The 24,852-nt window shown below is 71.8% G+C and carries 27 protein-coding genes; 17 read left to right on the top strand and 10 right to left on the bottom strand.

What is annotated here, in order from left to right; translation table 11 throughout:
- Positions 1-2: 2 nt before the first annotated feature.
- A complete protein-coding gene (locus ASD90_RS01620) occupies positions 3-1,151 on the bottom strand; it encodes a hypothetical protein (RefSeq protein WP_056750729.1) in 1,149 nt (382 codons plus the stop codon).
- A 212-nt stretch (positions 1,152-1,363) separates the two neighbouring features.
- On the opposite strand from ASD90_RS01620, the gene ASD90_RS01615 reads away from it, so the two are divergent.
- Positions 1,364-2,266, top strand: coding sequence for a right-handed parallel beta-helix repeat-containing protein (locus ASD90_RS01615; RefSeq protein ID WP_056750726.1), 903 nt, complete (start codon positions 1,364-1,366; stop codon positions 2,264-2,266).
- A 36-nt stretch (positions 2,267-2,302) separates the two neighbouring features.
- Here ASD90_RS01615 and ASD90_RS01610 read toward each other — a convergent pair whose 3' ends face one another.
- A complete protein-coding gene (locus tag ASD90_RS01610) occupies positions 2,303-2,827 on the bottom strand; it encodes a 2'-5' RNA ligase family protein (RefSeq protein ID WP_056750722.1) in 525 nt (174 codons plus the stop codon).
- 157 nt (positions 2,828-2,984) lie between these two features.
- On the opposite strand from ASD90_RS01610, the gene ASD90_RS01605 reads away from it, so the two are divergent.
- The 6 genes from ASD90_RS01605 to ASD90_RS01580 all read left to right on the top strand — a co-directional run bounded on the left by ASD90_RS01605 (position 2,985) and on the right by ASD90_RS01580 (position 7,325).
- Positions 2,985-3,569 carry a hypothetical protein gene (locus tag ASD90_RS01605; protein ID WP_157610988.1) on the top strand — a complete coding sequence of 195 codons (585 nt, stop codon included), beginning with the start codon at positions 2,985-2,987 and terminating at the stop codon, positions 3,567-3,569.
- Entirely contained in the window at positions 3,566-4,939 is a 1,374-nt protein-coding gene (locus tag ASD90_RS01600) for a hypothetical protein (protein WP_056750717.1), read from the top strand. Before ASD90_RS01605 ends, ASD90_RS01600 begins: the two co-directional genes overlap by 4 nt.
- A 72-nt stretch (positions 4,940-5,011) precedes the next feature.
- The gene (locus ASD90_RS01595; protein ID WP_056750715.1) at positions 5,012-5,407 is read left to right on the top strand and encodes a PPOX class F420-dependent oxidoreductase; all 396 of its coding nucleotides are present in this window, start codon (positions 5,012-5,014) and stop codon (positions 5,405-5,407) included.
- A gap of 62 nt (positions 5,408-5,469) precedes the next feature.
- Entirely contained in the window at positions 5,470-6,438 is a 969-nt protein-coding gene (locus ASD90_RS01590; RefSeq protein WP_056754208.1) for an oxygenase MpaB family protein, read from the top strand.
- 240 nt (positions 6,439-6,678) lie between these two features.
- Entirely contained in the window at positions 6,679-7,011 is a 333-nt protein-coding gene (locus ASD90_RS01585; RefSeq protein WP_056750711.1) for a hypothetical protein, read from the top strand.
- Positions 7,008-7,325 carry a hypothetical protein gene (locus ASD90_RS01580; protein ID WP_056750708.1) on the top strand — a complete coding sequence of 106 codons (318 nt, stop codon included), beginning with the start codon at positions 7,008-7,010 and terminating at the stop codon, positions 7,323-7,325. Before ASD90_RS01585 ends, ASD90_RS01580 begins: the two co-directional genes overlap by 4 nt.
- On the opposite strand, the gene ASD90_RS01575 is transcribed toward ASD90_RS01580, so the two are convergent.
- The 5 genes from ASD90_RS01575 to ASD90_RS01555 are packed head-to-tail and all read right to left on the bottom strand — an operon-like array spanning position 7,304 to position 14,516.
- A complete protein-coding gene (locus ASD90_RS01575; RefSeq protein ID WP_056750705.1) occupies positions 7,304-7,819 on the bottom strand; it encodes a GNAT family N-acetyltransferase in 516 nt (171 codons plus the stop codon). The genes ASD90_RS01580 and ASD90_RS01575 overlap by 22 nt on opposite strands.
- Positions 7,820-7,835: 16 nt before the next feature.
- Complete coding sequence (locus tag ASD90_RS01570) at positions 7,836-8,357, bottom strand: phage tail protein (protein ID WP_056750703.1); 522 nt, start codon at positions 8,355-8,357, stop codon at positions 7,836-7,838.
- Positions 8,358-8,366: 9 nt separating this feature from the next.
- Complete coding sequence (locus ASD90_RS01565) at positions 8,367-8,879, bottom strand: phage tail protein (RefSeq protein ID WP_056750701.1); 513 nt, start codon at positions 8,877-8,879, stop codon at positions 8,367-8,369.
- An 8-nt stretch (positions 8,880-8,887) separates the two neighbouring features.
- Positions 8,888-9,394 carry a phage tail protein gene (locus tag ASD90_RS01560; RefSeq protein WP_056750699.1) on the bottom strand — a complete coding sequence of 169 codons (507 nt, stop codon included), beginning with the start codon at positions 9,392-9,394 and terminating at the stop codon, positions 8,888-8,890.
- Positions 9,395-9,404: 10 nt separating this feature from the next.
- Positions 9,405-14,516, bottom strand: coding sequence for an S-layer family protein (locus tag ASD90_RS01555; protein ID WP_056750696.1), 5,112 nt, complete (start codon positions 14,514-14,516; stop codon positions 9,405-9,407).
- Positions 14,517-14,768: 252 nt separating this feature from the next.
- Between ASD90_RS01555 and ASD90_RS01550 the strand changes: the two genes are divergently transcribed.
- On the top strand, positions 14,769-15,287 hold the full coding sequence (locus ASD90_RS01550) for a glycine cleavage system protein R (protein WP_056750694.1): 519 nt from the start codon (positions 14,769-14,771) through the stop codon (positions 15,285-15,287).
- Between the two features lie 287 nt (positions 15,288-15,574).
- Here the strand turns inward: ASD90_RS01550 and ASD90_RS01545 are convergent, their stop codons facing one another.
- The 3 genes from ASD90_RS01545 to ASD90_RS01535 are packed head-to-tail and all read right to left on the bottom strand — an operon-like array spanning position 15,575 to position 16,805.
- Positions 15,575-16,006: a type II toxin-antitoxin system VapC family toxin gene (locus ASD90_RS01545; protein ID WP_056750692.1), complete on the bottom strand. Its 432-nt coding sequence runs from the start codon at positions 16,004-16,006 to the stop codon at positions 15,575-15,577.
- Positions 16,003-16,263 (bottom strand): type II toxin-antitoxin system Phd/YefM family antitoxin, encoded by a 261-nt coding sequence (locus tag ASD90_RS01540; RefSeq protein ID WP_056754205.1) that lies wholly within the window; start codon positions 16,261-16,263, stop codon positions 16,003-16,005. The genes ASD90_RS01545 and ASD90_RS01540 overlap by 4 nt, the downstream gene beginning before the upstream one ends.
- 35 nt (positions 16,264-16,298) lie before the next feature.
- Positions 16,299-16,805: a hypothetical protein gene (locus tag ASD90_RS01535; protein ID WP_056750689.1), complete on the bottom strand. Its 507-nt coding sequence runs from the start codon at positions 16,803-16,805 to the stop codon at positions 16,299-16,301.
- Positions 16,806-16,987: 182 nt separating this feature from the next.
- On the opposite strand from ASD90_RS01535, the gene ASD90_RS01530 reads away from it, so the two are divergent.
- The 9 genes from ASD90_RS01530 to ASD90_RS01490 all read left to right on the top strand — a co-directional run bounded on the left by ASD90_RS01530 (position 16,988) and on the right by ASD90_RS01490 (position 24,806).
- Positions 16,988-17,482: a hypothetical protein gene (locus tag ASD90_RS01530; protein ID WP_056750686.1), complete on the top strand. Its 495-nt coding sequence runs from the start codon at positions 16,988-16,990 to the stop codon at positions 17,480-17,482.
- Between the two features lie 44 nt (positions 17,483-17,526).
- The gene (locus ASD90_RS01525) at positions 17,527-19,437 is read left to right on the top strand and encodes a glycoside hydrolase family 15 protein (RefSeq protein WP_056754203.1); all 1,911 of its coding nucleotides are present in this window, start codon (positions 17,527-17,529) and stop codon (positions 19,435-19,437) included.
- Between the two features lie 66 nt (positions 19,438-19,503).
- Positions 19,504-20,058, top strand: coding sequence for an RNA polymerase sigma factor (locus ASD90_RS01520; protein ID WP_056750683.1), 555 nt, complete (start codon positions 19,504-19,506; stop codon positions 20,056-20,058).
- Positions 20,055-21,002, top strand: a complete 948-nt coding sequence (locus ASD90_RS23300; RefSeq protein ID WP_056750680.1) for a hypothetical protein — start codon at positions 20,055-20,057, stop codon at positions 21,000-21,002. The genes ASD90_RS01520 and ASD90_RS23300 overlap by 4 nt, the downstream gene beginning before the upstream one ends.
- Positions 20,999-21,898, top strand: coding sequence for an ATP-binding cassette domain-containing protein (locus ASD90_RS01510; RefSeq protein ID WP_056750677.1), 900 nt, complete (start codon positions 20,999-21,001; stop codon positions 21,896-21,898). Before ASD90_RS23300 ends, ASD90_RS01510 begins: the two co-directional genes overlap by 4 nt.
- Complete coding sequence (locus tag ASD90_RS01505; protein ID WP_056750675.1) at positions 21,898-22,848, top strand: hypothetical protein; 951 nt, start codon at positions 21,898-21,900, stop codon at positions 22,846-22,848. The genes ASD90_RS01510 and ASD90_RS01505 overlap by 1 nt, the downstream gene beginning before the upstream one ends.
- On the top strand, positions 22,845-23,447 hold the full coding sequence (locus tag ASD90_RS01500) for a hypothetical protein (RefSeq protein ID WP_056750672.1): 603 nt from the start codon (positions 22,845-22,847) through the stop codon (positions 23,445-23,447). Before ASD90_RS01505 ends, ASD90_RS01500 begins: the two co-directional genes overlap by 4 nt.
- Positions 23,448-23,540: 93 nt before the next feature.
- Complete coding sequence (locus ASD90_RS01495; RefSeq protein ID WP_056750670.1) at positions 23,541-24,155, top strand: isochorismatase family cysteine hydrolase; 615 nt, start codon at positions 23,541-23,543, stop codon at positions 24,153-24,155.
- A 96-nt stretch (positions 24,156-24,251) separates the two neighbouring features.
- Positions 24,252-24,806: a hypothetical protein gene (locus ASD90_RS01490; RefSeq protein WP_056750665.1), complete on the top strand. Its 555-nt coding sequence runs from the start codon at positions 24,252-24,254 to the stop codon at positions 24,804-24,806.
- The last annotated feature ends 46 nt before the right edge of the window (positions 24,807-24,852 follow it).

Here is a 24,852-nt window from a genome sequence, read left to right as displayed (position 1 = left end):
CCTCAGGTGATCGGCGTTCCCGTCGCGAGACCCGCGAGGGCCCCGTCGGGCACGACACGCACGCAGCCCCACTCGAGGCCGAGCCGGTCCATGACGGCCTGGCTCGTGACGTGCCGGAGGCGTCCGCCGTCGACGAGCCACACCGGGTCGGCCGACCGCTCACGCAGCAACGTCCGGTCGAGCGGCATCGAGCGCAGTCCGGCGAGCGTGCCCTGCGGGATCTCGCGGACCTTCCCCCAGTCGAGTCCCAGCCCTTCGAAGACCTCGGGCGACGGGATCCAGAAGGCCTTGCCGCCGTAGACGACGTGGATCGGGTCGGTGCCGCGCTCGCGGACGAGCGTGCCGTTGCCCGGGTGGGTCGCGACGTGCGCCATCGAGCCCGACTTGGCGGACACGACCGCGTCCCAACGGAGCCCGCACGCGTCGAACTCGGCCGGTGACGGCACCCAGAACTGCCCGCCACCGCGGATCACCATGATGCGCGGGTCGGTGGAGTCGTGGATGACGCGACCGTCGGCGAGGTAGCTCGGGACCTTGCGGGTGTAGCTCTCGACGAAGAGGCCGCGCCACGTCTTGCCGTTGCTCCCGGTGATGGCCCGCTCGGCCGGGTCGTCGACGGTGGTGAGCCTGAGCCGGACCTCCTGGCCCGGGTTGTTGTTGTCGTAGACGAGGACGTAGGTGTAGCGGCTGTCCTGCTCCCAGCCGTAGGCGACGACCTGGTGGTCGTTGCCGAGCTCGGTCACCGAGCGGGCCTGGGTCAGGCCGAGGAGCACGGGCTGTCCCGAGTTGAGCCGTGCCTTGAGCTTGGGCAGCTCGTCCTCGCGGGTCATCCGGGCGACGCCCTTGCCGCGCAGCCAGGTCGGGTGGTCGAGGCTCGTGGCGTACTGGACGAACTTCAGGCCGTTGTCGACGAAGGTGTCCATGAGCCGGGCGTAGACGTAGTCGCCGACGAGCGAGCCGTCTTGCGGGAGAGTGCCGTTCGTCGACATGGCCAGGCCGGCGTACCAGTAGTCCATGGCGGCGGCCGCCATGCCGCCACAGCGGCCGCGGGTCGTGATGTCGACGCCGACGGCCGGGACGCGGAGGACGTGGTTGGTGAAGCCGTTGCTGAAGGCGAAGCCGTTCTCGGCGGGCGTGAAGCTGATGCGCATGATCGTGTGTCTTTCCCCGAAGGTTGGTTGGTCGGGGAGAAGAGCGACGGGCGTCCCGATCGATACTGGGCATTCGTACTCAGAACGCCCACCGCGGATGCCTGGAACCGGCAATCCCCAGCGATGCCGGTCGCGCTGGGCGCACACTCGGTGGGCGGACACGGTTGCCGCTGGGGAGAGGTCTCAGGCCGTGGCTCGCGGGGAGGAAACCCATGTACACGTTCACCTTGCGCCGCACCCTCGGGGTCGCGGCCGTCGCCGCGCTCGGCGCGACGCTCGCGACCGGATCCGCGCAGGCCGTCGCGCCGGTCGCGTGCGGAGACGTCATCACGTCCAGCACGGCGCTGACCACCGACCTCGTCTGCACCGGCACGGGGGACGCGCTCGTCATCGCCGCCGACAACGTCGTCCTCGACCTCAAGGGACACAGCATCACCGGACCGGGCGCCGGCCCGAGCGAGGGCGCGGGCATCAGGGCGGTCGAGCGCACTGGCGTCACCATCACCAACGGGACGGTGTCGGGCTTCGAGACCGGGGTGGTCGTCGACACCTCACACTTCACCACGGTGTCGAAGGTGTCGGCCCACCACAACATCCGCGGCATCAACATCGCCAACGGGGACAACCTGCTCGTCACGAAGAACACGGTCTGGGCCAACGAGGGCGACGCGATCCGCGTCGGCGGGTCCGACGCGAGCATGGTCACCCAGAACGTGGCCACCGACAACGTCTTCGGCATCTACGTCGCCGACTTCGCGGGCACCGTCAGCGTCACCCGCAACGTCGTGACGGGCACACGGAACGCCGGTCTCGCCGTCTTCAGCGGCACGACGGGGATCACGCTCAGCCAGAACACGGTGAGCAGTGGTTGGGCGGACGGCATCAACGTGGCCGCGGACACCACCAGCACCCTGGTCGGCCAGAACACCGTCACGCTCAACGGCGGCGACGGCATCGACGCGGCGGGGACGACCACGCTGGCACAGAACCTCGCGACCTGGAACGGGCAGCTGGGCATCCGCGCGACGTCCGACGTGACGGACGGTGGGGGCAACAAGGCGGCCGGGAACGGCGACCTCGCCCAGTGCCTTGGCGTCGTCTGCTCGGCGCCCTGACGGACGCCCCGTAGAGGCGCCATCACCGGACGGTGCTCACGGCACGACGGGCAGGTCCCACGTGGCCCCGTCGGTCGTGTCGATGAGGGCGGCCCGGTCGCACCGGAGGGTCAGCGGCAGCCGGTCCGACACGGCGTCGACGACGCCCTGCAGGTGCGAGCCCGGAACGCCGGTCGTCGCGGACACGTGCGGCATCCAGTGGCCGGGCTCGTAGTGCCGGTGGATCGTCGCTCCAGTGTCGCGCAGCGCCTCGACCACCCGGGCCTGCCGCGTCGCGAGATCGACGGAGGCCGACCCGGCGAGCGCCACGCGCCCTCGGGGGAAGACCACCGTGCCCTGCACCGACACCTCCACCGGCCCACCGTCGCCCAGCCCGGCCACGGCGCAGCGGACCGCCTCGCGCTCCCAGGCCAGCAGGACGGCATACGACAGGTGGGGCACGTGGTGACCGTGGGTGTGGGTGAGCAGCGTCGGTACGCCGTCCGCCTCGAGCCGCTCCCAGAGCGCGCGGACGGCGCGGTCCGACCTGCGGTCGAGCAGGAGGCAGAGCGCGAGCGCCATGGCCCATTGTGCGCACGGGCACCCCGCGAGACCGGCCGGCGGCCGGATGTATCACCGGCCCCGGCCGCCACGTCCGATGGGAAGAGGCGCAAAGAGGCACCGACGAGGTGCCCGGCACGAGGAGGGCGAGCCGATGCCCGAGCCCATGGACGACCACATGACCACGAACCCGCCGGACCGCACGAGGTGGCGCTGGACCGCGGTGCTCGCACTCAGCGTGGTGGCGTCGGCCCCGCTGTCGCTCGCGGCGTGCTCCTCGGCGAGACAGTCGGGTGCCACGCCGACGCTGACGACCGTGACGGTCACGCACACCCCAGCACCGCGACCGGTGTCCACGCCGCCCTCCACGACCTCCACCCCGACCTCCACCCTGGGTCAGCTGGAGGGCACGTGGCAGAGCCTCGACCAGGGGTCGGCCGAGGTGCTCTACACCTTCCGGCCCGACGGCCGGTTCGAGCGGGCCGAGGTGCTCATGCAGTCGCGGTCGAGCGGCACCTTCGAGTTCGCCATCGGCACCAAGGGGGTCGTCGAGGTGACCGGCTCGACGCTGACGCTGAAGCCCCAGGGTGGCGTGCAGACGCTGCACGACCCGGACTCGCCCTCGGGCAGCTACGACGGCCGCCCGCTCGATGACCTGTCGCCGGAGACCTACTCGTGGTCGAGGCAGGGCGAGGACCTCGTCCTCGTGGGGAAGTTCGGGGCCGTGACCTACGAGCCGGTGACGCAGGAGCCACCACGGTGAGCGGCGACGACGCGCTGACCGAACGTGCCGCAGCACGCCTGCACGACTGGGCTGCCCGGGTCCGCTCGAACCCGGCGCAGGTCGTCGTCTCCGTCCTCATCGCCGCGCTTCTGGCTGCGGGCACCTGGCTCGCCGCCCAGGCGAGTGGCGACTGGCTGCAGTCGACCCGACTCGAGACGCGCTCGATGGCGCTCACCGTCGAGGAGCTGCGTCACCTCTACCAGGACCAGGCGCCGGTCGCGCTCGACCTCGCGCTGCTCGAGGTGCGAGCCGATGCCTTCCAGGACGCGTCCGACACGGTCACCTCGCAGGGTCTCGCCACCCCGGGCAGCCGGCTGGCGGCCGCGGAGGCCGCGACGCTGCGCAAGGCCGCCGGTGAGCTCCGGGCCGGGCTGCAGCAGGCCGGCAGCTCCTTGCTGTCCGCCGACTACGAGCGGGCCGACCACGGGTATGCCGTGAGCACCCGTCTCGCGGACGCGCTCACCACCGCCGGGGCCGACCCGCAAGGCGTCGAGGACGCCGTGGCCGACGGCGACGAGCGAGCGGCGTGGGCGTTGCGCCTGGCTGCCCTGTCGGTGGTCGCCGCGGCCGCGTTCGTCGTCCTGCGCACCGCTGGCAACCGGCACCGACCGCAGGCGGACCCGGCGGCGGGGTCGACGGCGAGGTCGGCGTCCGGCGGCTCGTCCCCCGGCGACGGCGAGGACGTCGGGCTCGTCCCCCAGCCGTGGCAGGAGCGGACGCGTGCCCAGCGGGTGGGCGCAGGCGTGGCCCTCGTCGCGTGGCTGCTGCTCCCGGTCCTGACGGCGGCGCAGCTCGTGCTCTCGAGCGGGTCGGCTCGCGACGATGCTGAGTCGTCACGGCGGGCGACGACGATCACGGGCTCACTGCTCGCGAGCCAGCTCTTCAGCTCGTTCGCGCTCCGGAGCCAGCACCAGCAGGTGCAGCTCGGGATGCTCTCCCTCGCAAGGCAGTTCGTCGCCGTGGGCGACGACGTGCCGGGTCAGTCAGAGCTCGCGAGCGCCGACGCCGCAGCGGCGTCCACGTGGGCGCAGGTCGCGACGGCGATGACGGCGCCGCCGAGCGAGTCCGACGGGGTCCCGCCCGCCGTCGTCGCGATGGTCACGTCCGAACCGGCCGACTACGACGCGCTCCTCGCCGCCCAGCACGAGGCCGTCGACTCCTCGCAGCGACGTGGTGACGCGGCCAACCTCATGAACCTCGCACTGCTCCTCGCGGCCTTCACGACGACGGCCACCGTCCTGGCACGTCGCCCGGGTCGCGGTGGTGCGACCGCCACGACGACTGCGGCTCTGATGGCGGGGACGGCCCTCACCATCGGCGTGGTCGCGGTGGTCCGCACGCTCGTCTGAGGCGCCGGCTCGGCACCGTGCCGGCGTGCGTCCACGGGCGACCACACGGCATACGCTGGCGGCGTGAGCCCCATGCCGGACGACCTCGACGTCGTCAACGCCAACCGCTACGTGTCGCTGACGACGTTCCGCCGGACGGGGGTCCCGGTGTCGTCGGCCGTGTGGATCTCGCGTGACGCGGGCGAGCTCGTCGTCGTCACCGTCGACCCGAGCGGCAAGCTCAAGCGCCTCGCGCACACGTCGCGGGTCGAGCTACGGCCGTGCGACATGCGTGGGCGCGTGCCCGACGGGGCCCCGACGTATGCCGGCACGGCCGTCGTCGACCGCAGCTCGGAGGGCGTCGCCGCGGTCAAGCGCGCCATCGGCCGCAAGTACGTCATGGCCCGGCTCGGCGACGCCGTGGCGGCGGTCACCGACCGCGTCCGACCCCGCGGTCCACGCGCCGGCATCCGCATCACCCTGGGCTGACGCGGACAAAGGGTGGACAGGTCGTTTCCGCACGCCGCTGACCTGTGGTTATGGTCTCGACCATGAGCCACACCGCAGGTGCCCGGCTGGTCCAGCGCCGGCTCGGCCTCATGCTGCGCAGCAGGGTCGCGGGCGATGACGCGCCCGACCGTGCGCAGCGGATCTGGGGTGCGGAGGGCGAGCGGTGGTTCACCCCCGAGGACCCGGTGTGGCGCGTGCACGCCGACGCGTCGATGTTCCCGGCCGGCGTCGCGTCGCTGCTCCTGCAGATGCTGCACCCGATGGCGATGGCCGGGGTCGCCGGCCACAGCGGCTACAAGAGCGACCCGTGGGGGCGCCTCCAGCGCACGAGCCACTACCTCGCGACGACGACCTTCGGCACGGTCGAGCACGCCGAGGAGGCCATCGCGATGGTCCGCTCGATCCACGAGCGGGTGCGCGGCAAGGACCACCTCGGCCGGCCCTACCGCGCCGACGACCCGCACCTGCTCATGTGGGTGCATGCCGCCGAGATCGACTCCTTCCTCCGGGGCTATCAGACCTTCGGCGACGAGCCGCTGACCGATGCCGAGGCCGACGTCTACGTCGCGCAGGCCGGCATCCCCGCCGGGCGCCTCGGCGTCGTCGACCCGCCGACCTCGGTCGCCGAGCTGCGGACCGTCCTCGCCTCCTACCGACCCGAGCTCGAGTCGTCACCGGCCGCACGCGAGGCCGCGCGCTTCCTGCTGCTCGATCCCCCGCTACCCTTCTACGCCCGCCCCGGCTACGGGACCCTCGCCTCCGGCGGCGTGTCCCTGCTGCCCGGGTGGGCCCGCGAGATGCTCGGCATCCCGCTGCCCGGCGTCGTCTCGACGCTCGTGGCGCGACCGCTCGGGCACCTCGGCACGGCGGCGGTGCGGTGGGGCATGGCCGGTCTCGCCGAGCGCCGCCCGTCCGACGCCGCGCCCCTCTCCGCACCGGACTCCTCGCCGGACACCCCCAGACCCCCCGACGAGACGGATGACCTCGTCGGGGCCCGGGCCGCCCGCTGAGCGGCCACCTTTGACCGGGCCGGGTGGCGCTCAAGAAGCGGGCGCACCCGGCCCGGCGCCTCCCTGCTCGCCACCTGCCGAGTTGCCCGATGGCGTATGCCGTTCGGCTGACGCACGCACGCCCGCGCGGGATGATGCGAGGGTGCCGGAGAGCCCCGGCGCCGCGGGGGTGTCGAGAGGCGTACGGACATGGTCGTGATCAGTCGTCGACGAGTGCTTCAGGCCGTTCCCGCAGCCGCGGTGGCCACAGCTGTGACGGCGGCAGGCGCCGGCACCGCAGCGGCAGCCAAGGCCCCGGTCGACCTGCTGAGCCGGTCGCGATGGACCCCCCTGGTCGGCAGCTCCTTCTCGGCGAAGTCGGCGACGTCGGCCTGGACCGGCCGGTTGTCCGCTGTCAACGACCTGCCCGGGACGCCGGGCTCCGACCGGCGCTACGCGCTGCACTTCACCTCGACGATGGGCTCGCGCGAGGACACCTACGGCGTCAGCCGATCCGGCTTCACGACGACGCCGCTCCACCTCGTGCCCGGCCCGACGGGCAAGACGTGGACCGCCGTGGTGAACCGCCTGTGACGCTCGACCTCGCCGGGGTCGGAGCGGGCGACTTCGAGCCGCACGTCGGGTCCGCGTTCGCCGTGTCCGGCTCAGGGGATGGCGACGGCGGCGGAGGCGGCTTCTCGGTCGTGCTCGCGGAGGTCAGCCGCGGGCGTGCCGGCGGGCCGACGCGGGAGCCGTTCACCCTGACCTTCGCGGGCGGCCCGAATCCCCCGTCGGCACAAGGCATGCACCGTCTCGAGCACGATGCCCTCGGCGGCTTCGACCTCTTCCTCGTGCCCATCGGCCCGGGCGCCGACGGCCGGCACCGCTACGAGGCCGTCTTCGGCTGACGGGCCGGACGGCTCAGGAAGAGGTAGACGCCGCCGAGGTCCTCGCCGACCTCGAAGCCGAGCCGGGCATAGAGACGCAGCGCGGGGTTGTGGCGCTCGACGTGGATCGTCACGGGCAGACCGTCGCGGTCACCCTCGGCCAGCACCGGCTCGAGCAGCGCCTCCCCCACGCCACGACCACGGTGCTCGGGCAGCAGGGTGATGTCGAGGACCCGGATCTCGTCCGCCGTGCGGTCGACGTAGAGCCGCCCCGCCGACACGCCGTCGACGAGCACCACGTTGCGCTCGGCATCGGGACGCTGCTGCGACCACGCACGGTCCTGAGCCTCGAACTGCTGCGTGACGAAGGCCGTCTTCGTCGCCTCGTCCCAGGGTACGAGGTCGAGCTCGGCCGCTCGGGTGGATCGGTAGACGGCGAGGAGCAGCTCGCGGTCCGCGTCGGTCGCGCGGCGCAGCGTGACGGCCGGCGACCTCACGTCGGGGGCGGACGGCATACGCTCTCCGCCCACCTCAGGGCCGCTGCGGGAAGATGCCCTGCAGCGCGATGACGAAGGTCACCACCAGGGACGGCTGCAGGTTGTTGTGCGGCAGGTTCCCACCTGCCGCACCCGTCATGGTGGGCGCCATCTGGGCGGGGGCGCCGGGCGGCGCGTACGAGTTGATGCCGCCTGCCTCGGCGGCGGGCAGGCTGGCTGCGGGACTGCGGTCGCCACCCTCGGCCTGCGACGCCGCCACCCCATGGTTGTGGACGGGCATCTCGCCCTGGATGAGCGTCACGTTGGGCTCGCCGCCGACCTCACCGAGGTCGCGCGGCGTCAGGCCGGGACCTTGCCCGGGGTGCATGGGCGCTGACCCGGCAAGGTTGGGCAGCGCGAACGTAGACCTGCCGTCGCCGCCGTAGAAGGTGCCGAGCAGGGAGAAGAGGGCGGTGTTCTGGCTGATCGGGATGAGCTGACCGTCGCAGGTGGCCCAGCCGCTCGGCGCGAAGTTGAAGCCGACGATGCGGATCTCGGCCAGGAAGGGGTCGGTCATGGCGGTACCTCAGTTCTGGCTGGGATAGATGCCCTCGGTGGCGATGATGAAGGTGATGCACAGGTAGGGCTGCATGTTGTCGTGCGGCTGGAAGCCGCCGCTGGGGGCCACCGTGGACGGGTGCAGCGTCGTGTGCGGCTGGTCGGTGCCGTAGGCGAAGACGGTCACACCCGCGGTCGTGGCCGGGACGTTGCCGGTGGCTGAGGTGACGGACGCGGTGGCCGAGGACCCCATGACCGGGTGGGTGTGCGCCGGCATCTGCGAGGTCGTGAGGGTGACCGACTCGACGCCTCCCGACTGGCCGAGGACGTAGCCGGAGCCGTCGGCGTGCACCGGAATCCGACCGCGCAGGTCGGGCACGGCGAACGTCGTCTGACCGTCGCCGCCGTAGGTCGTGCCGATGAGGTTGAAGAGGGCGTCGTACACGCCGATCGGCAGCAGCTGGCCGTTGCAGGCCAGCCAGCCGACGGGCGCGAAGGTGCCGCCGAACAGGCGGATCTCGCCGATGTAGGGCTCGCTCATGGTCTCTCCTAGTTGCGCGACGGGAAGATGCCGACGAGGGCGATGCACATGAACATGGCGAGGTAGGGCTGCCGGTTCTCGTGCGGCTGGTTGCCGCCGACGGTGGTGAACGCGCCCCCGTCCATGGCGACGAGGTTCTGCGCCGGTGCGTAGGCCGGCGACCCGGCGCTCGTCGCGAGCGTCACGTCCACGCTGGGGGCCTCGGTCGTGGCGCCGGCGCTCGTGGCGGTGACGGGGTGCAGGTGCGCCGGCAGCTCGCTGACGATCAGGGTGTGGCTGGCCTCGCCGAGCACCTGCCCCTGCGTGAGGCCCTGCCCGGTGTGGAGCGGGACCCGGCCCCGGAGGTCGGGCAGGGCGAAGGTGGTCGTCCCGTTGCCGCCGTACATCGTCCCGAGGAGGGAGAAGAGTGCCTGGTTCTGGTTGATCGGGAGCAGCTGCCCGTTGCACAGCGCCCACCCCTTCGGGGGGTAGCCGAAGGCGACGAGCTTGATCTCGCCGATAAAGGGATCGGACATGTGGCTCCTCCTAGAAGGACAGGGTGCACGGGATGAAGCTGCTGCCCGAGAGGACGGCCGTGCCCCCCGTGCCGAAGGTGCCCGCGGCGCTCGCGGGGTTGAGGCCGGAGACGTAGGCCTCGGTCTGCGGACCCGTCGCGGGGTTCGGGCTCAGGCCGACGACGCCGAAGTCGTTCGTCGTTGCCACGGTGCCCTGCTTGCGCAGGCCGATGCCCGGCGTGGTGGTGCCGACGGCTGTGTTGCCGGCCGTCGTGTTCGACGAGATCTTGAGGCACACGGTGGTGTCGATCGCGGCGCTGGAACCAGTCCCGGAGTCGACGCGGATGCCGGGCACGCTCGCCACCGTGGTGGACAGGGGCGCCGCCACGGTGTTGCTCTCGATCTTCGCGTTGAGCGTCCCGCGCGAGTTGGCCAGGAAGCGGATGCCCGACCGGTCGGAGGACGAGACCGTGTTGCTGCTGATCGTCGCGTTGAGGACGGCGCTGTCGAGGACGCTGGTGTCGGCGAGCAGCCTCTGGTCCGTGCCTCCGGCGATGCCGAACGCGCCACCGAGCTGGGCCTGGGGCTTGACGACGTTGCCCGTGATGGCGCTGGTCAGGACGTGGGCGCCGTCGACGTCGACGGAGACGCACGTGCCCTTGTTGAGCCCGAGCGGTGCGGCACCCGTGCCGTTGCCGGTGACGTCGACGTAGCTCGTGCCGCGACCGGTCAGCGCGACCTGGATGCACTGCGTCGACATCGGGTTCGCGCTGCTGGCTCCCGCGACGAGGTTGCTGCCGATGAGCACGTGGGCACCGCTGGTGCCGAAGTCCGCGACGGGGGCCGACGCGCTTTCTGGGTTGCCACCGAGCAGGATGATGCCGCCGCCGTTCGGGTAGCCCGTGATGGTGTTGCCGGTGACCGACCCCGTGCCGATCGTGGCGGTCGTCGTGGTGGAGCCGGAGAGGTTGAGCAGGACGCCCGAGCCGACGGAGTCGGCGGCTGCGGCGGGGCTCTGCACGGTGTTGTTCGTGACGGTGACCGACGAGAGTGCGCCGCTCCGGTTGACGACGTGGAGTCCGCCGCCGTAGCCGCCGGTCAGCACGGAGCCGGACACCGTGAGTGATCCGGTGACGTTGGCGACCGTGGGTCCGTCGTCGTTGAAGGCGATGCTCGAGTGGAGGCCACTCGCCTTCGCCGTGCCGCTGCCCGAGACGGTGCCGTTGGTGAAGGAGAAGCCGGCGACTGCCGTCCCGTCGATGCCCGGCGCGTTCGGGGTGCCGCTGACCGTGAGGTTGGTGAGGCTGACGCCGGCGGTGTTCGTCAGCAGGACGCCCGCTCCAGTCGTGTTCTGGATCGTGCCGCCGCTCGCGTTGCCGCCCACGGAGGTGTTGCCCCCGCCGACGACCGTCAGCCCACCGGAGCTGCCGGTGGCGTTGAGCCGTATGCCGTTCGCCGCGCCGTTCGCGCTCACCGACCGGAAGCTCAGGCCCGCAGCACCGATCGTCGTGCTGTCGACGACGAGGGTCGAGCCGGTCGTGCTCGTCAGGGTCGAGGTGAGGTCGCTGGCCGTGACCGTGCCGCCGCCGGTGGCGCTGAAGGCGCTGGCCGTGCCGGACGAGATCGTCAGCGGGGCGGTGAAGGTGACCGTCGCTCCGGTGTTGGAGGTCAGGGCGATCCCCGATCCGGTGATCGCACCGGAGAAGGTCGTCGTGCCACCACTGCGGTTGCTGACGGCGACCGAGCGACCGGTGCTTCCGGTGACCGTCGCGCCGACGGAGATGCCGCCCGAGGCCGCGCCGGTCAGGTCGATGCCGTCCTGGGTGCTCGCGCTCACCGTGACGGTGCTGCCGATGGTCGCGGTCGTGACGGCGTCGCCGTGGATGCCGTCGGCGGAGGCGCCGGAGACCGTGAGGCCCTGGACCTCGACCCCGTTGGCCAGGGTCAGGCCGTTGCCGGCGGCGTTGGTGATCGTCGGCGCGGTGGCACCGGCGGGCACGAGGGTCGTACCGCCGATCGCGAGACCGAACTTCTGCCCGTAGAGCCGCTGGTTGGCCTCGAGGGCCAGCCCACCGGCATACGACCCCGGGGCGGCGTAGACGAAGACGTAGTCGCCCGTGCCGTCGGGGTCGCCCGCGCCGCCGGCCCCGTTGAGCGGGGTCAGCGTCGTGAAGGGGGCCGTGGAGCGGCCGTCGCCACCCGGGGCTGCCGCACCGTCGACCCACCAGACGCGGTCGGCGCCGATGGCGACGCTGATGGTGCCGGTGGAGGTGAGCAGACCGTCGGTCACGGTGTAGGTGAAGGTGTCGGTCTGGCTGACGTCCCCGACCCCCGGCAGGTAGCTGAAGGTGCCGTCGGCGTTGATCGTCGCGCTGCCACCACCGGTCGTCGCGATGGTGCCGGCGACGACGGAGAGGGTGGCACCCTCGGGGTCGGAGTCGTTGGCGAGGGGCAGGTCGCCCGTCAGGGCCGTGCTCGGGCCGGTGGCCGTCACGCCGCGCACGGCGAGGGTGTTGCCGATGGCGCCGGAGTAGCTGTCGCCGCCGACGACGGGCGCCTCGTTGACGTTCGTGACCGTGATCGTGAGGACCTTGTCGAACGTCTTGACGGGGCTGCCGCTGTCGGTGGCGCGCACGCAGACGCTGTAGGAGGACTTCGCCTCGAAGTTCAGGGACGCCGCGGTGACGAGCGACCCGGTGCTGACGCTGAAGCTCGCGCCGTCCGCGTACGTGCCCCCGCAGCCCAGCGAGGCCACGGTGACGACCGAGAACGTATGCGTCTGGTCGGCGTCGGGGTCCAGGGCACCGAGGGTGCCGACGAGGGTGCCGACGGGCTGGTTCTCGGGGACCGAGCTGTTGGTCAGGGTGATGTCGGTCGGCGCCTCGTTGACGTCGGTGACCGTGATGGTGAACGTCTTCTCGAAGAAGTTCCCGGCCGAGTCGATCGTGCGGACGCGGACCGAGTAGGACGCCTTGGCCTCGAAGTCGAACGAGGCGGCCGTGCGCAGCTCGTCCCCGACGATCGCGAAGGAGGCGTTGTCGGTGTCTCCGGATCCGGCGACCCGGGCGTAGGTGAAGGTGTCGCCCGGGTCGGGGTCGGTGCTCGTGAACGTGCCGACGGCGGTGGCGGACGGCTGGTTCTCGGCGACGGTCGACGGGGAGAGCGAGAGGGCGGTCGGCGCGCTGTTGGCGGCCACGGCGAAGGTAGCCGTGACGGTGCCGACCATGGTGTCGGGCGGGTCGACCGTGTCGACGTCGTGGATCTGGCTGCCGGTGATCGTCAGGGTGCAGTCGGTGGCGGCGGGCAGGAGCCCGGTCGGGTCGAGGGTCCAGACGGCGGTGCCCGACCCGCTCAGCGAGAAGGCGGTCGTCGTGCCCGTCGGGCACTCGAGACCGAAGGCGTCGGCGTCTGCCGTGACCGGCTCGCTGAAGGTGACCGTGATCGTGGCCCCCGCCGACACGTTGGTGGCACCGTCGGCCGGTGACGTCGAGACGACGGTCGGGGCGGTGTCGACGGTGGTGAAGCCGGCCGTGTAGTTCGCCGCCATGGTGTCGGGCGGGTCGCCGGCGTCGACGTCGTGCACCTTGGTCGCGACGACCGTGAGGATGCAGGATGCCGCGCCGGGCAGGGCGCCGGTCGGGGTCAGGGTCGCGGTCGTGGTGCCCGAGCCGCCAAGGGTGAACGCGACGGGCGTGGCGTTGCAGGTCAGCCCGAAGGAGTCGAGGGCGACGGTGACCGGCTCGTTGAACGTGACGGTGAGCGCGCCGGTTGCAGGCACATCGGTCCCTCCGTCGGCCGGTGAGCTGCTGACGACGAACGGAGCCGTGTCGACGACGAAGGAGAAGACGCGGTCGGCGGCCGGATGGTCGGGCGGGTCGACGGCGTCAACGTCGGAGACCTTGGTCTTGTCGACGGTGGCCGTGCACGCGTCGCCCTCGGTGAGGGCCGAGGTCGGCGTGAAGGTGTAGGTGATCTGGTCGGCCGTGCCGGGCGTCGTGGTGACGGGGCCGCTGTCGCAGCTGAGGGTGAGGGCGCCGGCGGCGAGCGTGACCGGCTCGGAGAAGGTGACCGCGAGCGCGGCGGTCGTCGAGACACTGGTCGCGCCGTCGACGGGCGTCGTCGCGACGACCGAGGGCGCCGCGTCGACGGTGACGAAGGTGACGCTGAGGGCGGCCGTGAGCGCGTCGGGCGGGTCGCCGGCGTCGACGTCGGTGATGGCGCTGGCGGGCGCCGTCAAGGAGCAGGTCGCGGTCTGCGGGAGGTTTGCGGTGGGGTTGACGGTCACCGTCAACGTGCCCGAGCCGGTGACGGCATACGCCAGGTTCGGGCCGCCGCAGGAGAGCGTGAAGGCGTCGGCGGCGACGTCGATGGGCTCGCTGAAGGTGAGCACGATGTCGGTGGACGTCGCGACCCCGGTGGCGTCCCCGACCGGGCTGGACGAGACGAGGGATGGAGCTGTGTCGGTCGTGAACGAGACGGTGCGGTCGGCGGCGGGGTTGTCGGGCGGGTCGAGGGTGTCGACGTCACTGATGCCCGCGGCATACGCGGTGACGGAGCAGGCGGCGCCCTGCGGCAGGGATCCGGTCGGGTGGAGCGTGACGGTGGACGTGGTGGATCCACTGATGCTGAAGGGGATCGCCGCGCTGTCGCAGTCGAGCGCGAAGGAGGCGACGGTCGCGGTGACAGGCTCGCTGAAGGTGAAGGCGGGGGTGACGGACGTGCCGACGTGGGTCGCGTTGGTGGTCGGCGACGTCGACGTGACGCTCGGCGCGGCGTCGTTGGGGGTCACCTGGACCTGGACCTCGCCGGTGAGGCACTGGCCGGGACCTGTGACGTAGCGCAGGGTGCCCGAGGGCAGGGCCGCGCAGAAGTACACGGTGCCGGCCAGCGGCGGGAGCGTCTTGAAGGTGGCCGGCGGCTTGCAGTCACGGGCGTTCTTGGTCAGGCGGGTCGAGCCGGACGGCTGGATGCAGACGAGCACCGGGCCGGGCTTGAAGGCCACCTTCGTCTCGGTGCTCTTGCACTCGCCCAGAGAGGTGACGGCACGGAGGAGGCCGTTGCTCTTGAGGGCGCACGCATACGACATCTCGCCGGTGCTCGGTGCTGCCGAGGCGCTGCCGGCGGGGCCGAGCAGGGCCGCCACCAGGAGAAGCGCACACGCGGCGGCGATGCGGTGGAAGCGGTGGAAGGGGGTAATGGGACGGGCAGTGGTACTGCCACCGGCGCGTGACATCGCGACCTCCGATCGGAGCCCGCTGCCACGGTTGGCGCAGCCCGCGGGCAGGGTCCCCGTGCAACCCTCCCTTGATAGCACCGCCGTTCGGCGCGGCGACGAGGAATGGCGAGAATCCGCAGGCCCGGCGGCCGTATGCCGTCGGGTCAGTAGGCTGCTGACGTGCCCAGACTCGTGCTCACCGTCATCGGCGACGACCGCGCCGGCCTCGTCAGCGCCCTAGCGGACGTCGTCACCGCCCACGACGGCAACTGGGAGGACAGCCAGCTCGCAGAGCTGGCAGGCAAGTTCGCCGGCATCGTCGTCGTCGGGGTGCCGGCCGAGCGCGTCGACGAGCTGACCGCGGCGCTGCGCGAGCTCGACGGGCTGCTCGAGGTGACCTCGCACCCGGGGGCCGAGGCTGATGGCGTGGCGGACGACGCCGATGCCCAGCGGCTGACACTCGACCTGCTCGGCAACGACAGCCCGGGCATCGTGCGGGAGGTGTCGTCGGTGCTGAGCCGGCACGAGCTGTCGATCGAGACGATGACGACGGGGACGCGTGAGGCGCCGATGGCCGGCGGGCTGCTCTTCGAGGCGCACGTCGTCGTGCGGGTGCCCGGCGGGTCCGACTCCGCGGCGCTGCGCGCCGACCTGGAGCGGCTGGCCACCGAGCTGCTCGTCGACATCGCTCTGGCCTGACGGGCGTCCCTCCGACCCTCGTTGCGGGGGCTGTGCATTGGGTCATCAGGTGACTCAGCGAGTCGTGAGGCCCGCTATGGGGATGACGATGGGGCCCGCCTCGCGTTGCGAGCTCGGGCCCCGTGACGGTTCACGTACCACAACGGGCCAACCGCCGAAGTCTGTGTCGTCGGTGGACGACTCCTCCTAGTGGAGGCCCGGCAACGCGGCGAAATGTCTGAATTCGGGAGACGTTGCGGGACTCTTGCAGCGCGCTTGCGGAAGCGGACGGCATACGCCCCTCTGTCCTACGTCGCGGCGTGGATGTCGCACGTCGCGATGGGCGCCGCATGCCAGGTGGCGAGAAGCGATGTGTCGCCCGAGGCGGCCAGCCCGTCCGGCCCCACGACGGTGAGCGCGGTGGCGGCGTGGACGGCGTCGTAGCCCCGTAGGCCGTGGGTGGAGGCGAGGTCGGCCGCGGCCGTCGAGAGCCGGTCGTCGACGACCACGAGGTGCATCTGCTCGGTCAGGTCGGCGACGGCAGCGAGCAGTGTGCGGTGCTGACGAGCGGTGATGCGGCCGGTGTGCCGGGCCCCCCAGAGTCCGGAGGCGGCCTCGGCGCGCAGGGCCACGGAGGAGACGACGTCGTCGGCGTCGTCCCAGAGCCGTCGGCAGAGGGCAGAGGTGGGTTCGGCGACGAGGAGCGGCACGAAGGCCGACGTGTCGAGGTAGAGGATCACCGGCTCTGGTCGGCGACGAGGTCGCTGATCCCGCCCTTGACGGCGAGGGGTTCGGGGGCAGGGCGCTTGGGGCGGGCGGGAGTCGCCAGGCCTTCGGCGACGAGGGTCTCGAGCGTCGTGCGACCGGAGAGCGGTCGGATCTCGGCCACCGGTCGGCCGCGGTCGGTGACGACGAGCGTCTCCCCAGCGCGGGCGCGATCGACGAACTCGCTCAGTCGGCTCTTCAGCTCGCGGATCCCGACCTGTTCATGAGTCATGGTGACCACCTCACGAGCCATTGTAGTCACCTTGGTCACCATCCCTGGGGGTCGCCCGCGACGAGCGTCTCGGTGGTGATGACGTTGTCGACGGCTCGGATCAGGTAGAGCTCGCGGGTGTCCCCACGCTCCGCCGCGAGGACGCCGTTGACGACGTGGTCGAAGGTGAAGTCGTCGAAGTCGGCACCCGCGCCGCGGGCCAGCCCGTCGGGCCTGAGGAAGTGGTCGACGAGGTGCTCGAGCCAGGGCACGGCGTTGTTGGACTTCTCGACCTCGCTCCAGCGCAGGCAGCACCCCTCGACGCAGGGCTTCCAGTCGCACATCCCCCAGGGCGTCGGGATCTCTGACTCGGGCGGCTGGACGGGACTGGTGCGGGAGCGGCGGGCTCGGTCCACCCGCTCGGCCCGAGGGTTCGGCGGAAGGTCGTAGCCGTGCGCTCCAGGGTCGATGAGCTCGGCGTAGGCGCGCAGCCACTCGATCTCCGGCTCGCGCAGCACCGGCGTGATGTCGAGCCGGCCGAGGTAGTGCGTGCTGTAGCCCATCGGTCCTCCGTGTCGGTCGCCGCGCGTTGGTGTCGGGATGCGGTGGTGTCGTGGCACCGACCCAAGCACCGCACGCCCGGGGTCGGAGGGCGTCGTCCACAGGCAGCGGCTCACCGGTGGGCCGCGCCAGGGGCTGGGGACAACGCGAGCACGGGCCCCCGCGTCGCTGGCACGGTCGGGGCATGACCAGACCTCGTCAGCGTTGGGAGCTCGAAGACCCGGAGCTCGTCCTGCGGTCCATCGACGACGTGTGCCCGCTCGTCTCCGGCAGCGTCGTCATGGCGGCCCTCACCCTCGACAGCCAGGAGCTGACGGCAGCGGCCTACGTGCCGGATCCTGCTGAGTCGCAACCGTTCTGGGACCCGCACGACGCGAGCTCGCGGCTGAGCGAGGTCGCGCTCCAGCTCGTCCCCGAGAGCACCGGCGCGGGCGCGAGGCCGGGGCGGAGTCCCGTCACCCACCTGCTGGTCACAGTCGTGTGCCGTGAAGGGCGGGTCATCGACACGATTGCCGAGCACCGGTGGTTCGGGGCGTGGCGCTACAGCGACCACCTTACGAGCGCCGTCGACGGCGACGTCTACGTCGTGACCCCGCACGGGTGGACCGGGGTCATGGACCATCGCGCGGGGCACCAGCCTCGCCTTCGCCCGCGGCTCACCGTCGCACCGGATCCGTAGACGCGGGTCTTGTGATGGCGGCGGCCTTCGAGCAGTCTGAGGACATGGACGCTGCAGCCGACGTCGCGACCTCGTACGCCCCGACGGGCCCGGCGGGTCATGTGAAGGCCGTCCCGATCGCGGACTACGGGTTCCTCTCCGACGGCGAGGTGACGGCGCTCGTGGCGCCGGGCGGCGACGTCGACTGGATGTGCCTGCCGCGCCTGGACTCGCCGAGCGTCTTCGGGGCCGTGCTCGGTCGGCACTCGGGGCGCTTCCGGCTCGGGCCGTCCGACGTCAGCGTGCCGACGGCGCGGCGCTACCTGCCGGGCACGATGGTGCTCGAGACGAGCTGGGGCACGCCGACCGGGTGGATCATCGTCCGTGACGTGCTGCTCATCGGGCCGTGGCGGCACGACGACGACGTCTCCCCCAAGCACCGGCGTACGCCGATGGACTACGACGCCGAGCACACGCTCCTGCGGACGATCCGGTGCGTCTCGGGCGAGGTGCAGACGGTCATGGAGTGCGAGCCGGTGCTCGACTACGGGCGCCGGCCGGTGACGTGGACGTACACCGACCGCGGCTACCACCAGGGGCAGGCGTCGGCCGAGGGGTTCGACCTCACGCTCACGCTCACCACGGACCTGCGGCTCGGTTTCGAGGGCGGGCAGGCCGCGGCGAGAACGCTCCTCAGGGAGGGCGACGTCCGTTACATCGCTCTTTCCTGGGGCGCCCACCCGCCGCCCACGGACTTCGGGCAGGCGTACTCGCGGCTCGTGTGGACCGCGCACCACTGGCAGCACTGGCTCGCCCGAGGACGCTTCCCCGACCACCCGTGGCGCAGCTATCTCCAGCGGAGTGCGCTGACGCTGAAGGGCCTGACGTACGCGCCGACCGGCGCGATCGCCGCGGCGTCGACGACGTCACTGCCGGAGACCATTGGTGGAGAGCGCAACTACGACTACCGCTACACGTGGATCCGTGACGCGACGTTCGCGTTGTGGGGGATGTACTCGCTCGGGTTCGACTGGGAGGCCGTGGACTTCTTCTCGTTCATCGCCGACATGGCCGAGCGTGACGAGGACCTGCAGATCATGTACGGCATCGGCGGGGAGCGCGAGCTGCCGGAGTTCGAGCTCGACCACCTGTCGGGGTATGCCGGGTCGCGCCCCGTGCGCATCGGCAACGCCGCGCACTCGCAGGTGCAGCACGACGTCTGGGGCGCGCTGCTCGACTCGGTCTACCTGCACTCCAAGGTCGCCGACCACCTCGACGGGCGCATCTGGCCGATCCTCGGGAAGCAGGTGAGGACGGCGCTCAAGCACTGGCGCGAGCCCGACGCCGGCATCTGGGAGGTGCGCGGCGAGCTCAAGCACTTCACGTCGTCGAAGATCATGTGCTGGGTCGCGGTCGACCGTGGCGCGAAGCTGGCGTCGATGATCGGCGAGGACTCACAGGCCGCGGAGTGGGAGTTGGCCGCCGAGGAGATCAAGGCCGACATCCTCGAGCACGGCGTCGACTCGCGGGGCGTCCTGACGCAGTACTACGGCACGGACGCCCTCGACGCGTCGCTGCTGCTGGCGCCGCTCGTGCAGTTCCTGCCGTCGGACCACCCGGTCATCAAGGCGACGGTGCTCGCGATCGCCGACGAGCTGACTCTCGACGGGCTGGTGCTGCGCTATCGCGTCGACGAGACCGACGACGGCTTCTCCGGCGAGGAGGGGACGTTCACGATCTGCTCGTTCTGGCTCGTGTCGGCGCTGTCGGAGATCGGCGAGCACAAGCGGGCGCACGAGCTGTGCGCCAAGCTGCTGTCGTTCGCCGGGCCGCTCGAGCTGTATGCCGAGGAGATCGACACCCACACGGGCCGCCACCTCGGCAACTTCCCGCAGGCGTTCACCCACCTGGCCCTCATCAACGCGGTCATGCACGTCATCGCCACCGAGACGGGCGGCGACCTGCCTCCCCGCTGACGCCCCGCAGCGCGCTTCGTCGCCATACCGAGAACCGATCCGGCCCTCCGGGTCGACAGTAGAGATGTGTCACCACTCGTCGCTCCCGACGACCAGAGCCTCCTCGAGGCGCTGGCCTCCGGGGACGTCGGCGCCCTCGAGAGGCTCTACGAGCGCCACGCACCGTGGCTCTCGGTCCGGCTGATGCGACGCTGCAACGACCGTGAGGTCGTGGCCGACGTCCTCCAGGACACGTTCGTCGCCGTGTGGCAAGGGGCCCGGCGCTACCAGGGGACGGGCGAGGTCGGCGCCTGGATGTGGGGGATCGCGATCCGACGGCTCGTCAGCCGTCTCCGGTCGCGCCGGGACGTCGTGCTCCTGCGCGACCCGGGCGCCTCCGGCCCTGCCTCGCCGACCGCCGAGGACGAGCTGCTCCTCGGCGTCGAGTACGGCGACCTCGGTCGGGCAATGGCCACCCTCTCCCCCGAGCTGCGGGCCGTCATGCAGGCGACCGTGCTCGACGGCCTCACCACCCGGGAGGCCGCACGCCTGCTGGGCATCCCCCAGAACACCGTCAAGACGCGGGCCCACCGCGCACGGGCGCGCCTGCGGGCGAGCCTGCTGGAAGGAGCGTCGTCATGAGTACGCGCCACGTGCGGCCGGACGACCTGCGCGCCTGGGTCCACGGCGAGGCCGACGCCGTCACGTCGATGTCGCTCGAGCAGCACCTCCTGCGGTGCGCGCAGTGCCAGGCGGGTGTCGCGGCCGAGCTGCCATCGATGGCGTATGCCGTCAGCCCCCTTCCCGACGTGACGCCCCTTTCGGACGCAGCACGTCCCGGGCAGCCTGAGCCACCAGCCCTTTCCGACGTTCCGGACGCGCCTGACCCGCTGGACGCGCCCGACCTGCCGGACTTGGCGGCCGTCTGGACCGCCGTGCGCGACGAGATCGAGGTGCCGCGCGTGTCGGTGCTGGAGCGACTCCTCGGGCGGCTCGGCCTGCCGCCCGGCGACGCGATGCTCGTGGCCGCGGCGCCGGCGCTGCGCGGGTCCTGGATCTGCGCGGTCGCACTCGCCGTCGCCTTCGCGGTCGGCGGGGCCGTGGCGGCGCGCAACGGCAGCGTCATGATCTTCCTCGTCGTGGCGCCGCTCGTGCCGGTGCTCGCCGTGGCGACGGCCTTCGGTCCGGAGGGCGGGCCGGCGCTGGAGCAGGAGAGCTCGGCGCCGTACCCGCTCGCACGCCTGCTGCTGCTCCGGACCGCCGCCGTGCTCCTCGCGGCGCTCCCCGTCGTCCTCGTCGGCCAGTTCGTCTTCCCCGAGTCGGCGGCGTGGGTGTGGCTCCTCCCGGCGCTGGGCTTCACCGCGGCGGTCCTCGCCCTCTCGACGTGGTTCGGGCCGTGGCGCCCGGCGAGCGCCATCACCGTCGTCTGGGTCATCGCCACCGGCGCGGCCTCCCGCCTCGACACGATCTGGGCCGTCTTCGCGCCGCAGTACCTCGTCCTCTACGTCCTCATGCTCCTCATCGGGCCGCCCGTCCTCGTCCTTCGAGCCCGGCGACTCGGCACGATCGGAAGGATCGCGTCATGACCGCAACCAGCTCGACCCCGGTCTCCCTGCGCGGTGTCACCAAGCGCTACCGCTCCCTCGCGGCCCTCGATGACGTCGACCTCGACCTCGGGCCCGGCATCACCGGACTGCTCGGTCCGAACGGCGCAGGCAAGACCACGATGCTCCGCGTCATGGCGACGGTGCTGCGCCCCGACGCCGGCGAGGTGCGGCTCCTCGGTCGCGACCCGAGCCAGCCGGATGCCCGCACCGAGGTCAGGCGGCGGCTCGGCTACCAGCCGCAGGAGCTCGGCTTCCCGCGCGGTTTCTCGGCCTTCGCCTTCGTCAACTACATGGCAGTGCTCAAGGAGTGGGCCGACCGTGGGACTCGCACGACCGAGGTGAGACGCGTGCTCGACCTCGTCGGCCTCGGCGACGTCGCGGCCAAGCGGATCAGTCGCCTCTCGGGTGGTCAGCGGCGCCGCGTCGCTCTGGCCCAGGCCCTGCTCGGCACACCGGAGCTGCTGGTCCTCGACGAGCCGACGACCGGGCTCGACCCAGAGCAGCGCGCGTCCTTGCGAGGCGTGCTCGCCGACATCGCCGCGACGTCGACGATGGTCATCTCGACGCACCAGACCGAGGACGTCGCCGCGCTGTGCCGCCGGGTCGTCGTGCTCGATGCCGGGCGCGTGCACTTCGACGGCACGGTGCCCGACCTCGTGTCGCTCGCGGCCGGACGTGTCTGGATGGCCGCTGGGCCGGATGCTGAGGCGCAGGCGTCGTGGCGCACCGCGTCCGGGCGCTATCGCAACGTCGGGGAGCACGTGCCGAACGGCGCCGAGCTCGTCGAGCCCAGCCTCGAGGACGCCTACCTGCTGCTGCGGGGCGCCACCAGCACCTCATCGGATGACGCCACGACCTCGGCGGAGGTGGCGTGATGACCAGCACTCCGCAGGACGCCCTCGCCGTGACGACCGCGCTCTCTCCGCGCGGCGGCTACCGGAGCCCGTTCCCGGCGCTCGCCCGCATCGAGGCGTGGCGCTTCGCGCGACACCCCATGTTCCTGGTGGGCACGGCGCTCGGCGTCGTCTTCACCGTCATGGCCCTCAACGAGCAGGCACACCAGGTCACCAGCGACTCTCTCAGCCTGCCCGTCGTCGCCCTGACAGTGGGGGTGGCCTCGATGATCACCGCCTACCACCTGACGCGGTCGTTCCACGGGGCCGGTGAGCTGCTCGAGGCGTCGCCCACCTCCGTCACCACCCGGACGGCCGCGCTCTGCCTGATGGCTGGCGTCCCTGCGCTCGTCGCCTCAGCGTGGCTCGTCCTCTACTACGCCATCGGCCCGTCGGGGTTGAGCGCGCCGGAGTGGATGTACGGCCCCTTGTCTCACGCGGCGGTCGCGGCGGTCCTCGTCGAGAACTCGGTCGCGACGGCCGTCGGCGGCACCCTGCTCGGCATCGCAGCCGGCCGGTGGTGGCGGTTCCGTGGGGCGTCGGCGGTCCTCGTGCTGGCGGTGGTCGTCTGGACGATCGGCGTCCTCGGCGCCTTCAGCACCACCGAGGGGGCACCGCCTGAGTGGTTCCGCTGGGTTCGCCTCTTCGCCCCCGTGGGCTACTTCTCGTCGGCATCGGCGGACTACCTCACGGTCACCAGCCTGACCGGGTCGCCGGCGTGGTACCTCGTCTGGGTCATCACCCTCTGCGGCCTCGCGGCCGTCGCCGCACTGCTGTGGCGGTCGGAGGGTCAGACCCGGCGGCGGCTCGTCCGGATGGGCGCGGTGACCCTCGCGCTCTCGGTGATCGCCTATGGCCTCGCCTCCGCCACCGGCCTCAGCCAGCCGGTGCGCTCCTACCCCGACGGCCACAGCGTGGTCGTGACGCGATGATCCATTCGCGCGTCCTCGGGCCCGCCGCGGGCATCCCGTGGCGGCCCGTGGCGGCCCTGACCTCAGTGGGACTGCTGCTTCTGGGGGTCGCGGCGACGTGGACCACCAGCGCCGTAGCGGGCACGGCGCTCGTGGTGGGCGTGGCCGCCCTCGCCGCGGCGACGGCATACGTCCTCGACGAGGCGGCAGCCGAGGCAGTGGGGGCCGCGCCCATATCCCTGCGGAGGCGCAGCCGAGCCCGACTCCTCGTGGCTGGTGCGGTGCTCGTCGCGGGGTCGATGGGGGTCGCCGCCCTGGCGGTCAGGAGCGGGTTGAGCGCTCGGCTCGGGGTCATGGTGTGGCTGACCGGCTCCGTGCTCGTGGCCGTCGCCGCGGCCGCCGCGTGGCGACGGCACGTGACCGAGCCCGGGGACGCGGTCGGCGGCGCACTGCTGACGGTGGTCATCGCGCTGGCCGTCGTGAACCCGCTCTCGCGCTGGGTCGACGTCTTCCCGAGTGAGCCGGGGCAACGTTGGACGGGCTCGTTCGTGCTCTGGGGTGTCGTGGGCGCCATCTGCCTAGTGGTCCTGGCGCGTGCGACCCGGGACCCCCTCGCCTGACGAGTGGCGGCGCTGCTGTTCGATTCCTCGGTGGCTATGGGCCGGCGAGCCGTAGCGTGCACGCAGGGGCCCGACGCGACCGGAAGGCGCACCATGATGCAGTTCGAGGTCGACCCGCGCCGGATGGCCCTGCTCAACATCGACGTCCAGAACGTCTTCGTCGAGATGGCGGCGAACGCGCCCGCCGTGGTCGAGCGCATCAACCGCCTGGCGGAGGTATGCCGCGTGGCCGGCACCCCGGTCATCCACGTCCGGCACGCGGTGCCTGCGGGCGCCGACCTCGGCATCCTCGGGGAGATGTTCCCGCCGGTGCGAGAGGGGATGCTCGACCGAACGTCCCACAGCGCCGCCTTCCACGAGGCGCTCGTCATGGATCCGTCCGACCACGTGCTCGAGAAGCCGCATTTCGGTGCCTTCCACGACACCGACCTGCTGGCCCGGCTCGAGCTGCTCGGTGCCGACACCATCATCATCACGGGCATCGAGACGAACGTCTGCTGCGAGACGACAGCTCGCGAGGCGATGGTGCGCGACGTGCGCGCGTTCTTCATCAGCGATGCCACGACGACCGGCGGGGTGCCCGGCCTGGAGGTCTCGGAGGTGCAGCGAGCCTCCCTGGCCACGGTCGGCACCTTCTTCGCCCAGGTCGCCACGACCGGCGAGATGATCGCCTGGATCGGCGCTGCGTCTGAGTCCTCCACACGTTGAGGATTGACTCATCGGTGGGTGGGTGAGGGCCGCCGAGGCGATGGGTGGAGACTGGTATCTCATCGAGAGAACCACGAAGGAATCGAATGGCTCACCATGTCTGACCACGAGACGTTCGTGACTGCGAAGTTCGCCCAGCCCTACTGGGCGAAGCACGCGTACGAGGTGCTCGTGGAGACCGCCGGCCGCTACAACGCCGTCATCACCTACTCCGAGCTCGCCGAGGAGGTCCAGCGCCGCTCGGCGCTGCGGACCAAGTCGCAGATGCGCAACTGGATCGGGCCTCTGCTCGCCGATCTGGTCAAGGTCAACCACGTACGCAACGAGCCGCCGCTCGCGTCACTGGTCGTCCGCAAGGACGACGGGCAGGTCGGCGCCGGCTACGACGAGGCGCTGCGTGTTGCTGGCGAAGCCCCCATCACGGATCCGCTCGAGCGCGAGAACAGCGCGGCCGCGGCGCGACTCGAGTGCTACCGCCATTGGGGAGCCGACGTGCCCGCCGACGCGGTGCCGACGCTGACGGCCAAGGCGCGGGTCGTTCGGGCGAGCACACCGCGTGCGACGGCGGCCACGGAGGCTCGCCGCGGCGCAGTCTGCCCGACCTGCTTCATGGAGATGCCCGTCTCCGGCCCCTGCCCCAACTGCGACTGAGCGAACGCGTCAATGGCTTCAGGTCCGATGACAGAATGCGCTGGCA

The organism is Terrabacter sp. Root181 (assembly GCF_001428505.1).
Taxonomy (GTDB): domain Bacteria; phylum Actinomycetota; class Actinomycetes; order Actinomycetales; family Dermatophilaceae; genus Terrabacter.
The sequence above is the reverse complement of the archived record's forward strand: the minus strand, read 5'-3'. Positions and strand labels throughout refer to the sequence as shown.